Origin of the sequence: Pseudomonas sp. GD04015 (assembly GCF_029837675.1) — a bacterium.
In the GTDB taxonomy this organism is placed as follows: Bacteria; Pseudomonadota; Gammaproteobacteria; order Pseudomonadales; family Pseudomonadaceae; genus Aquipseudomonas; species Aquipseudomonas paralcaligenes.
On sequence record NZ_JAOEEE010000024.1, the window covers coordinates 1 to 11228 of the forward strand.

Here is an 11228-nt window from a genome sequence, read left to right on the forward strand (position 1 = left end):
GCAACGGCGCACAACGGTTATTCCGACAAGACTCAATGGGTCATAGCCAACGAAAAAGCCCCGCTTGATGCGGGGCTTTTCGTTTCCGGACTCGGATCAGCGGGCGATGGCTCGGTCGAGGGAGAAGCGGCCGGCGCCTTCTATGACCAGCACCAGGCCAATGAGGCCGAGGATCATGGCGTACTCGAAGCCGTTGTTGGTGATGAAGAAGCCGTTGGCCCAGTGCACCGTCGCGGCCGCCACAGCCATGGTGAACACCAGTACTGCCCCCGCCGGGCGCACCAGCAGACCGACCACCAGCGCCAGGCCACCGAAGAACTCGGCGCTGCCAGCCATCGCCGCCATCAGGTAGCCAGGGGTGATGCCGATGCTTTCCATCCATTGGCCCACGCCTTCCAGGCCGTAGCCGCCGAACCAGCCGAACAGTTTCTGCGAGCCGTGGGCCGCGAAGGTCAGGCCGGTGACCACGCGCAGCAGGGTGATGCCGTAGCCGGCGTTGGAAGACATCAGGGTTTTGATCAGCTTGTTCATGTGCGCCAGTTCCTTGAGGAGGTGTTTAAGTTGGGTGAGGCACATACTATTCGAATAATCGAATACGAAAAGCGCAATATTGCGCTTATCATAATCGACAAATCAGATCATTTCTTGACACTGAGCTTCTGCTTGCGAGGCTCGAGCGACAGACGCTCGCGATCATAGGCAAGGTAGTACTTGTTCACGCTGTTGACATAGCTCACCACGCCCATGCCCAGCTGCTCCATCGCCACCCGCTCCACCTGGAAGAACCAGCGATTAGGATTCAGCCCGCGACGGCGCGCCTCCGCGCGCAGGCTCTGCACCCGCTGCGGACCCAGGTTGTAGGCGGCCAGCACGAAGGCCATCCGCTCTTCCTCGGCGATCTGCCTGCTGGAGAAGAACTCCCGGCGCAGCCACGCCATGTAGAGGGTGGCGGCCTGCACGTTGTTTTCCAGGTTCTGGATGCTGCCGACTCCGACACTGCGCGCCGCCGCCGGAGTGATCTGCATCAGGCCGGTGGCCCCCGACGCGCCCCGGGCGGCCGGGTTCAAGGTGGACTCCTTGTAGGCCACGGCGGCCAGGTGCAGCCAGTCCATCTCCTGCTTCTCGCCGTGCTTCTGCAGCACGCTGCGCACCTTCTCCAGGCGCTGGCGATCCGCCGAGGACATGGGGTTGCGAACCTTGTAGGAGCGCCGGTAGAAGCGCTGGAAGGCCGAGTCCTGATCGCCGGGTGTCCGGTATTCGGCGAGGAAGCGGTCGATGCGGGCCCGCAGCATCGGCGACTCCCGTCGCACGAACCAGCTCATGTTGCCCTCGTTGCCCACCACCAGATGACGCTCTATACGCAGCCTCGGCATCACTTTCTGCCAGCGCTCGGCGATGGGCAGTTCGACGGCGGTCCAGGGGTAGATGCCCGCCTGCACCATCTCCAGCACATCCTCCACCGCCAGACTCGGATCGGCCCACTCCACCAGGATCGGCGGCTTGCCGCGCTGGCTCAGCTTCTGGTTGACCTCGCGCAGGGCATCGCTGACGGCGCTGCCCACCGGCAGCGTCAGAGTGCGCCCGGACATCTCTTCCAGCCGCTTGTAGTGCCGGTTCTTGCGGTTGCCGACCACCACCAGCGCCACGTTGCTGCGGATCGCGGCGCTGGCGCTGACCCCGAGGCCGGGGTGGGCATCCAGCAGCTCGCCCGGCGCGACCAGGTCGCCCTCGCCTTTCTGCAGCGCGGCGATCAGCTCGTTCTTGAGCTTGGGGATGATCTTCAGGCGCAGCTCATGGCCGTCGCGGGCGTTGCGGTTGAGGTACTGGTCGAAGGCGCGCAGCCGCTGATATTCGACGCCGATGGCCTCCCCCCGGATTTCGCCCGAACTGTTGCGGCTCTGGTTGACCAGCACACGCAGTTCGCCGCTCTTGCGGATCTCGGCCAGGTCGCGCTGGTGCGCGGCATGCGGCAGGTTGCCACCCAGCCCGCTCAGCCGCGCCTGGGCCGGCATGGCGGCCAGCAGACAGAGCAAAAGCAGCAGCGCCCGCGTCATCGATCCTCCGCCAGGGGCCACCGCCCGTCCGCACCAGGCCGGACGACGGATGGTCTTCGCCAAAAGGGGGCGGAGGTTGGCACAGCCACTTTCAATCTGCCAGCCCTGGCTGACGACGGGCATCAAAATGCATGTATAACCATCTGTAATTGCTGGGTTTATTGTCAGACGACAGGCTCTGCTATGCTGCCCGGCCCGGTCCGCGAGGTAGCACCATGCAACTCATCGATATCGGCGTCAATCTGACCCACCCGAGTCTTGCCCGGGAGCGTGACGCGGTACTCGCCAGGGCGGAGGCCGCCGGCGTCCGCCAGATGGTGCTGACCGGCACCAGCCTGGAAGAAAGCGAACAGGCGCTGAATTTCTGCCGCGAGCTGGACGAAGGTGGCAGCCGACTGTTCAGCACCGCCGGTATCCATCCCCACGACGCCAGCCAGTGGAATGCCGACAGCGCACGGCATCTGCGCGCCCTGCTGGCCGAGGCGCCGGTGCGCGCCGTGGGCGAGTGCGGGCTCGACTTCAACCGGGATTTCTCGCCGCGTCCGCAGCAGGAAAAGGCGCTGGAGGAACAGCTGGCCCTGGCCGTCGAACTGGGCATGCCGGTGTTCCTCCACGAACGCGAGGCCGGCGAGCGCCTGGTCGCCATCCTGCGCCAGTTCCGCGACCGGCTGCCGGCCGCCGTGGTGCACTGCTTCACCGGCGACAGGGCGACCCTGTACAGCTATCTCGACCTGGACCTGCACATCGGCATCACTGGCTGGATCTGCGACGAACGCCGGGGCACTCACCTGCATCCGCTGATGCGCGACATTCCTGCCGGGCGCCTGATGCTGGAGAGCGACGCACCCTATCTGCTGCCGCGCAGCCTCAGGCCGAAACCGAAAAGCGGCCACAACGAGCCGGCCTTCCTCACCGAGGTGCTGCGCGAGGTGGCCGTGCACCGGGGCGAGAGCCAGGAGGCGCTGGCGGCGCACACCACGGCCACGGCCCGGGCCTTCTTCGCCCTGCCCGCGCTCGACTAGTCAAAGACCGTGGTGGTCTGCCGGCTCAGCGCCAGCAGCTGGCCATCGGCGGTCCACAGGCGTGCGGCGATGTGGCCGTAGCCGTCGAGGGCATGCTCGATCTCGGCCCGGTACAGGCACCAGTCATGGGTGGTCAGGCTGGGGATGGGATGGACGAACTCGATGGTCCAGGTCAGCGAACTGCCGGGCGCCGGCTTGCTCAGATGCGACAGCACCGCCGGTGGCCAGGCGTCGACCAGCGCCAGCAGGTGGGCCTCGGTGACCCGGTCGTGGCTCACATCACTGCGCAGGCGAACCCAGCCGCCCATGTGACGCGACCGGTTGCCGGTGAACGGCATGCCGCCCTCGCCCCAGCGCATGGCCAGGAAGCGGGTGAACTCGGGGGTGACGCCACTCACGTAGGGCAGCTCCTGGCACTGCTCCGCTGGCGGCATGGCCGGAGCGGGCACCGCCTCCACCCGCGCCGCGGACTCGCGCGAGGCGCCGAAGCTGCCCTGGGCCATGGCCACGACCCCGCCGTTCTGCACCGCCCGCCCGACCACCTGGCTGACCGACTTGCCCTCGCGCAGAACCTCGACCTCGAAGGCCACCGGCTCGCCCATCAGCATCGGGCCGACGAAGGTGATCGACAGCGAGCGCACCGGCCGGCCGGGCTGCACCTTCAGGCGCATGGCCTCGAAGACCATGGCCGCGACGAGGCCGCCGAAGGTGGCGCGCCCCTGGCCCCAGAGGGCGGGGACGACAACGTGCTGCGGATGGGTATGCACCGCGTGGATCAGTTCAGCGAAGGTCATGCGCTATCTCCTGTATGCAGACTGAAGCTTAGAGAAAAGCGCGCCACGGCGGGAGAGCCCCGCCGGCCAATTCAGCGGCGATATCGGCGGCCATTCAGCTCTGCGCCGGGCCTTGCGGGTAGTGCTCGAGCAGCGCGGACAGCGCCTGGTCGGCCTCCCGCTCGGCTCGCGCCAGGTTCTCGCGCCAGAGAGTGGCGCAAGATTGCAGGTCCGGCTCGGTCTGCGCACGCTGCAGCCACTGCCAGTGGTCGTGCCAGTCGCCCAGGGCGCTCTGGGCCTTGCGTAGCGCCTTGAGTTCCACCTTGTCGACCGAGACGAGACTCGGCCAGGCCTCGGCGCAATAGCGCACGCGCTTGATCAGCAGCCTCAGCCGATGGCGGTCGTGGGCCGGATCGCACAACGCGTCGGCCAGCTTTTCCCGCTGCTTCTCCAGATACCTGGCCACTGCCCGGCCTCGTACCCGCCACTCGCCATCGCTCACGGCTCGACGCTGATCCTCGGGCCAGTCATCGAGCAGAATCCCCAGGCGCTGCATCGGCACGCCTCCAAGCAACCGGGCATAGCCTTCGGCCAGCCAGGCACGCCGGAGCCTGGCGGCCACCGGGTGGCCGCGTCTGTCCAGTTCGCTCGCCAGCACTTCCAGGTCCCGCAGCGGACCGCTGGCACTGCCCACAGCGGCGGCGGCCCGCTCCAGGGCCTCGCACAGCGTTTCCTTGCGCAGCGGACGCAACAGGCTGCGCAGTCGGCGCAGGGCGATGCGCAGGTCGTGCAGCGCCTCGTCATCGGTCTGCATCTGCAGCCTGGCGCTGCAGGCGTACAGGCGTACCTGCAGTTCGACGATGCGCTCGCGAAGCTCGCGCCTGAATCCAGCCATCACTGTTCCTCCCGTCGTGTACGCCAGGGCAGTTCGCGGCGCAGGCGCCGCAACAGACCGCGCAACTGCTCGGTCGATTGCGTCTGACCACCGTAGCGCTGGGCCTCGAAGGCCTGGGCGAAGTCGGCTATCGCCCGGGCCTGGTCCGGCATCAACACCATCGCTCTTTCAGCGAAGGCCCTCACGCCCTCGCCCCGGTTGCGGCGCAGGCCATGGCGGGCCAGCAGCGACTCGTAGCGGCGCAGCAAACGCTGCTGCGGATCACGCTCGCGCCGCCAGGGCTTGAACAGCCACAGGGCGAGCAAACCGAGCATCAGGCCGCCACCGCCGATGATCACCAGCGCCATGCGCGTCCAGTCGAGCGTACCGAACCAACGTTGCAGGAAATCCAGCTGCTGCTCGCCCCGATAGCCCAGCACCCAGCGCTGCCAGCTGTAGTTGAGATTCTCCCAGGCCATCCTCAGTCCGTTGATCCAGCCCACGTCGCGGTAGCGCAGCGGCGAGAAGGGCGAATCCTCGAGGAAGCTCTCATCGGCGGCGAAGGCGTCCTGCGCGCCTCGCTCGATCCGCTCCGGCGCCACCTGGAAAGTGGGGTCGACGCTGGTCCAGCCTCGACCTTCCTCCCAGTATTCCACCCAGGCATGGGCATCGAGTTGACGCACCGCAAGGTAGTTGCCGGATGCGTTCGCCTCCCCGCCCTGGTAGCCGGCTACCACCCGGGCAGGTATCCCGGCGGCCCGCAGGACGAAGACCATTGCCCCGGCGTAGTGGGCGCAGAAGCCCTTGCGCTGCACGAACAGGAAATCGTCGACGCTGTCGGCGCCCATGGTCGGCGGCTTCAGGGTGTAGCTGAACGGCTCGCGGTTGAAATGACGCAGCAGTGCATCGACCAAGGATCGATCGTCCGCATGTTCCTGCCTGAGTCGGGCGGCCCATTCCCTGGTTTGCGGATCGCCCTGCTGGGGGAGTTGCAAGGTGATGCGACGCACCATGGGCGGCAGGGCGGCCGGCTCGCGCAACGCCTGCGGCCAGGACTGCGCGCTATATAGCCAGCTCTGTGTCACCGGACGACGCGCCTGTAGGCGGAAATCGCTCATCTGGGCCACATTGGCTTCGTTGACCTGCCCCACGTCCAGAACGAACAGCCATGAGCGACCACTCGGCTGCATCACGACCTCGTAGCGCAACGCCTCGCCTCGGGGCGTCCACAGCGGCTTGCTCTTCTCCTGAGCACCCCAGGACTGGGACCAGCGCCGCCCATCGAAATGCTCCAGCGTCAGGGCACGCCAGTACAGATTTCGCCGATCCGGCGCCGGCCCCTCGAAGCTGACACGGAACGCCAGCGCCGAGGAGCGGCTGAGCTCCGCCACATCCCCAGGGCTCATGCTTTCGGAAAGTCCCGTGGTGCCCTTCTGCGGATCAGGCAGGCTCCACAGCGGGCCAAGGCGCGGAAAAAACAGAAACAGCAGCACCATCATCGGCACGGCCTGCAGCATCATTGAGGCCGCCAGCCTGGCGGTGGCCGCCGGTCGCTCGGCCAGGCCACTCTGTTGCATGCCGATCAGGGCGGCCAGCAGCGCCGTCACCGGCAACAGGCTGTAGAGGGCGGACAACAGGCCGTCGTCGAACAGGTAGCTGGTGACCACCACGAAGAAACCCAGGAAGATCAGCACCAGCGCATCGCGCCGGCTGCGCAGTTCCACCAGCTTGAGGATGAAGGCGCAGACCAGCAGCAGCACGCCCCCATCCAGACCGATGAGCGTTCCCCGGGAGAGGAAGACGGCGGCGGCAGTCGCCAGCAACAGGCCCGCCCGCTCCAGCCCGGACGGATAGCGCGCACGCATGCGGAATACCTGTACCCGCCAGCCGGCACAGAACAGCCAGAATCCGATGATCCACAGCGGCAGGTGCAGGAGGTGCGGCAGGATCACCAGCACCTGGGCGACCAGCAGCCAGGTCAGGGCGATGCGGGGAATCGGTTGCGGGGCGTTCATGACCGGTCACCATGGAGCGCCAGCGCACGAAGGCAGGCCTCGCGATGGGCCTCGCCAAAGTCGGGGGCCAGTTCGGTGCCAGGCAGGCGGAGGCCATAAGGTTGCTGGCGCGCATCCAGCTGCAGTACCCAGTAGCACAGCCGGGAAAGCCGCTCCTCGGCATCGCCGCCCAAGGCCAGGAAGTCCAGCCACAGATCATGGCCGGCCAGCGCGGCGAAATCCTTGACCAGCAGCCCCTGCCCGCGGGAGAACGCCTTCCAGTGCAATCGGCGCCTGGAATCCCCCGGCTGGTAGCTGCGCAGCCCCTGGTAGTCGTCGGCGCCCTGCCCTGCGGCTCGCCGACCTTCGTCGTTCTCGTCGGCAACACCATCCACGGCCAGCGGCAAATCGCCTTCCAGCGGGCGTGGATAGACCAGCACGGTCTGGTCCAGGTCGACCCAACTCCAGGCCACCAGGATGCCCAGCGGGAAGTGGCTTTCCACCCGCATCCGTTCCGGCCGCAACCAGCCACGGCGCAGGGCCGGCAGGCTCAACTCGCACTCGCGCTGCCCCAAGGGCGGCACATCCACGATCTGCAGCGGCTGCGGAGGCCAGCCCAGGCCCACCGCATGGTGAGCGCGACCGTCACTCTCCAGGCGCACCTTGAAACGCGCCTGTTCGCCGGCGAACACCGCACCACTGACCCCGGCCTTGAGAATCAGTCCCGAGAAGTTGCGATAGGTGTGCAGGATCGCGATCACGAACAGCGCGGTCAGCAGGAAGGTCAGGCCGTAGGCCAGGCTGTTCTCGTAGTTGATGCCCGCCAGCAGCATCAGCACCAGCACCACCGCGAACGCGGCACCGACTCGGTTGGGCATGATGAAGATGCGCCGCTGGTTCAGCTGCACCTGGGCTGCCGCGGGGATTCGTCGCATCACCCAGCGGCGCCAGCGTGCCTTGATCGACATCGGCGACCTCACACCGCCGACACTTCGCGCAGCAGCCACTGCACCAGCGCACCGCCGCCATGTCCGGCCGGGTCGGCGCGCTCGCGCAGGCGATGGCCGACCACCGACGGCAACACCGCCTGTACATCCTCGGGAATCACATAGTCGCGCTCGGCGAGGAAGGCCCAGGCCCGGGCCGCCACCAGCAGCGCCAGGCTGGCCCGCGGTGAAAGCCCCCAGGCGAACTGCGGCTCGCTGCGAGTCGCCTCCACCAGGCGCAAGACATAATCGATCAGCGCATCGCTGGTGCGCACCTGCGGGATCAGCGCCTGGATGGCCGCCAGCTCCGCATGGTCGAGAATCGGCTCCAACCGGGGCAGGATTTCCCGACGCGCCTCGCCCAGCAACAAGGCCTTCTCGGCGGCGCGCGCCGGGTAGCCCAGCGACAGGCGCATGAGAAAGCGGTCCAGTTGCGACTCCGGCAACGCGAAGGTGCCCCCGGAACTGACCGGATTCTGCGTGGCGATGACGAAGAACGGCTCCGGCAGCGGCCGGGTGGCGCCCTCGATGGTTACCTGCCCCTCCTCCATCGCCTCCAGCAGCGCGCTCTGGCTCTTCGGCGTGGCCCGGTTGATCTCGTCGGCCAGCACCAGCTCGGCGAAGATCGGGCCGGGGTGGAAGACGAACTGGCCGCTGTCCTTGTCGAACACCGAGGTGCCGAGAATGTCGCCCGGCAGCAGGTCGGACGTGAACTGGATACGCTGGAAGCTCAACCCCAGCACCCGCGCCAGGGCGTGGCTGAGGGTTGTCTTGCCCATCCCGGGCAGGTCCTCGACCAGGAGGTGCCCCCTCGCCAGCACACAGGTCAGGGCCAGGCGCACCTGCGGCTCCTTGCCCAGCAACACCTGGTTCACCTCATGCAGCACCGCTTCGAGTTTCGTCCGCATTCTTCGCTCCTGTTCCAGTCCGTCGATGCTACTGGGCGCTCCAGTCCGGGCAAAGCGTTGAGAAACAGTTGCTCACGAAACTGTGCGAAGGATCGAAGGCTCGACCTGATTGGACAACCCGATTCGTGGGAGCAAAAGGGCCACTCCGCGATGGGAAGCAGCAAGCCTCGCCTGACTATTGGACCGTCGAGGGCCGTGGCGTATTTCAGTTAAATCCTCGGTGGCTCAGGCTCCCGTCCTTCCCTGCCGATGAAGCCATGAAACACCCAAGAATGTAGCCACTTCTGCAGTCGACACTCGCCGCACCTCTAGATGAATGCAGCGCAAAAGCTGCCCAGCCGATTAGCGCTCATACCCGAGCCTTATTCGTCGAGCACCCCCACAGGGCTCAAGAAAGCCACCATGCAGTCACAAATTAGACTCTGTATAAAACATGCTGCCATAGACACTATCTCTGAGACCGAAACCAGCCCGACACACATTTAAAACCGGCAAAAAACGCACATTCAAAAAACAAAGACAAAAGAAACACATAGAGAGTCTCTATATCTGAAATTTTCTCTATTGAGCTCGGACCGAAATAATCAATAATAACATTACAAATATCACCCAATAGCTTTGGAAAAAAATCAGGATAAGTGTAAAAGAACCTTGTGATAAATGCCGCCCCAAGCAGCAAAAAAATCAGAACAAACAATATCTTGAAAAAATCACCCTTGGAGCAAACCAACCTCACATTAGCCTCCTCTCAAACTTACAGCCATTTCTTAATACGAGCATTATATTAATAGATGGAATACACAAACCCAGGTAAACATCCCCAATCAAGCAAAAAAGCAAACCATGCATAGTTACCTTTAGGATTATTTGGGAAAAAGAAGAAACCCCAAAAAAGGCATACTCCACCAAGCAAAGGAATCCATGACGGTGAATTTTCCCTCTTAACAAATCCCACATAAAAGCAGCGCCAATTCAAGAACGCTAACCACATACCAATCACAAGCACAAATACGCACAAAGCAGCTATCATTACAGCATCCAGCACATCAATATCGAAAAATAAGCAATTCCACCTTGCCACCCAAGCGAAACAACCCTGCTTTAAAGCCGCAGACACTATGCACGGCCAGCTCATAATAAAACAAATTTCTCCAATCGAGTTGAACTCACTATCCTTCAGCGACCACCAACTCAACCTACACAATCAATATAATAACGAACCTCTACATCCAAATACCCCCGATATATTTATCGCACCTTCCCCTGTCAACTTCACCACAGCCAATCCCTGACTCCTCAAAGATCATTCTTGTCATGCATTCTTTTTACCCATGGATTAATCCACCTGTAAAACAGAAAGCTGTGAGCAAACCCAGGAACACAACCAAAATCAAAGAAAAGAAACAACCACCAAAATGGATTTTGAAGAAGGTACAGCCCAAGCGCAGAGGCCCCTCCTCCAACAATCGGAATCCACGATATATTTTCTTTTCTTACAAAAATTCCGTAGAAAGCATAGCAATTAAAAACAATAAAAGGGACTCCTAAAATTATCAGCATCAGTCCCATCACGACTTGCATCAATTTCCCCAAAGACCATTTTTACACTGGACACTCAAAAAATTACCCAGAATTTAAGAAAGAAGAATAAAAAATCGTCAACCTGCCACATCACCACCATTTATCATCTTGAGATTCAATCCAAAACCAAAAAGCACCTAGCAGCCCAAAGTACAGCCACCATATCCAAACCATAAATCCTTCACTGGCTCTGGCCATAAAAGAAAAAAACAGAACCCCCGCAACAAGAGCACATACGGAAACCACCCTGCTCTGTCGATGAAACTTATAAATCAGAATAGCCACACTCAAGATGCTCAATAAACCTATCAGCCCCCACAAGAAGTTAAAGAGCATAAAAATCACTCCTTATTTTTCTTGTCAGGCAGCATCGAGTATACGCCGTCGGTAACGGAAGCCCCGTCAGAGAAAATCAACGCACTATTGCTGGTTTTATAGGCCCTCACCGTCTCCCAGTGATGAAATGCTGAGCCTTTGTACTTTTCAAGAACCACAGGAATCGTATTAGCGCGCACAACCGCAGCAATACTCACAGAGGCACGCGCGATGTCACCATAGGATCTATCGCCGGTATAAAACTCTGCGGCCGAACGATAGGCCTCGCCCACGAAATCATCCGCCACGCACTGTACGGCCGGGCCATGGAATGTCCTGCTGACATTGCACATGGCTCCCAGGTAAGTGGATGCTCCATCCACCATCAGGTATCGGCCCGCAATGGCTCCACCAGGTAGCTTGCTCAGCATCCACCCCGAATAGACGCTGGCCTCTCCAAGAAGCATGTACCCGGTGTTCTTACCCACTTCCATGAGGCTTTGGCCATACCCCCTCCAGAAATCTAGATCCCCTAAAGCATCCAGAAAAGAAGGTTCTTTGTAAGGCGGCGCACTCACCGGCCTGCTCTGGGCAGGCACACGATTCGCAGAGGGATGAGGCGCTATGGGCGGAGCACAGGTAGGCTGGTCGTCCCCCACTCCAAGCGGTCCTGGCCGGCGATAACAGGTCATGCTGCGTCTCCTTGGTGGCTATTGGCGAG

At 62.4% G+C, this 11228-nt stretch carries 11 protein-coding genes; 1 reads left to right on the forward strand and 10 read right to left on the reverse strand.

The features are described from left to right. Window positions 1–96 precede the first annotated feature (96 nt). Window positions 97–531 carry a DoxX family protein gene (locus N7640_RS18045; protein ID WP_279902084.1) on the reverse strand — a complete coding sequence of 145 codons (435 nt, stop codon included), beginning with the start codon at window positions 529–531 and terminating at the stop codon, window positions 97–99. A gap of 107 nt (window positions 532–638) precedes the next feature. Beyond that, window positions 639–2054 (reverse strand): transglycosylase SLT domain-containing protein, encoded by a 1416-nt coding sequence (locus N7640_RS18050; protein WP_279902085.1) that lies wholly within the window; start codon window positions 2052–2054, stop codon window positions 639–641. Window positions 2055–2269: 215 nt separating this feature from the next. Here N7640_RS18050 and N7640_RS18055 point away from each other — a divergent pair, with 215 nt between their 5' ends. Continuing rightward, window positions 2270–3076 carry a TatD family hydrolase gene (locus N7640_RS18055; RefSeq protein WP_279902086.1) on the forward strand — a complete coding sequence of 269 codons (807 nt, stop codon included), beginning with the start codon at window positions 2270–2272 and terminating at the stop codon, window positions 3074–3076. Here the strand turns inward: N7640_RS18055 and N7640_RS18060 are convergent. The 8 genes from N7640_RS18060 to N7640_RS18095 all read right to left on the reverse strand — a co-directional run bounded on the left by N7640_RS18060 (window position 3073) and on the right by N7640_RS18095 (window position 11085). Next, a complete protein-coding gene (locus tag N7640_RS18060; RefSeq protein ID WP_279902087.1) occupies window positions 3073–3870 on the reverse strand; it encodes a thioesterase family protein in 798 nt (265 codons plus the stop codon). The genes N7640_RS18055 and N7640_RS18060 overlap by 4 nt on opposite strands. A gap of 94 nt (window positions 3871–3964) precedes the next feature. Beyond that, window positions 3965–4744, reverse strand: coding sequence for a CHAD domain-containing protein (locus N7640_RS18065; protein WP_279902088.1), 780 nt, complete (start codon window positions 4742–4744; stop codon window positions 3965–3967). After that, window positions 4744–6738 carry a DUF3488 and transglutaminase-like domain-containing protein gene (locus N7640_RS18070; protein ID WP_279902089.1) on the reverse strand — a complete coding sequence of 665 codons (1995 nt, stop codon included), beginning with the start codon at window positions 6736–6738 and terminating at the stop codon, window positions 4744–4746. Before N7640_RS18070 ends, N7640_RS18065 begins: the two co-directional genes overlap by 1 nt. Then, a complete protein-coding gene (locus tag N7640_RS18075) occupies window positions 6735–7685 on the reverse strand; it encodes a DUF58 domain-containing protein (protein ID WP_279902090.1) in 951 nt (316 codons plus the stop codon). Before N7640_RS18075 ends, N7640_RS18070 begins: the two co-directional genes overlap by 4 nt. An 8-nt stretch (window positions 7686–7693) precedes the next feature. Next, complete coding sequence (locus N7640_RS18080) at window positions 7694–8611, reverse strand: MoxR family ATPase (protein ID WP_279902091.1); 918 nt, start codon at window positions 8609–8611, stop codon at window positions 7694–7696. Between the two features lie 1296 nt (window positions 8612–9907). Continuing rightward, the gene (locus tag N7640_RS18085) at window positions 9908–10192 is read right to left on the reverse strand and encodes a hypothetical protein (protein WP_279902092.1); all 285 of its coding nucleotides are present in this window, start codon (window positions 10190–10192) and stop codon (window positions 9908–9910) included. Between the two features lie 90 nt (window positions 10193–10282). Then, a complete protein-coding gene (locus tag N7640_RS18090) occupies window positions 10283–10528 on the reverse strand; it encodes a hypothetical protein (protein ID WP_279902093.1) in 246 nt (81 codons plus the stop codon). Between the two features lie 5 nt (window positions 10529–10533). Then, window positions 10534–11085: a hypothetical protein gene (locus N7640_RS18095; RefSeq protein WP_279902094.1), complete on the reverse strand. Its 552-nt coding sequence runs from the start codon at window positions 11083–11085 to the stop codon at window positions 10534–10536. Between the last annotated feature and the right edge of the window lie 143 nt (window positions 11086–11228).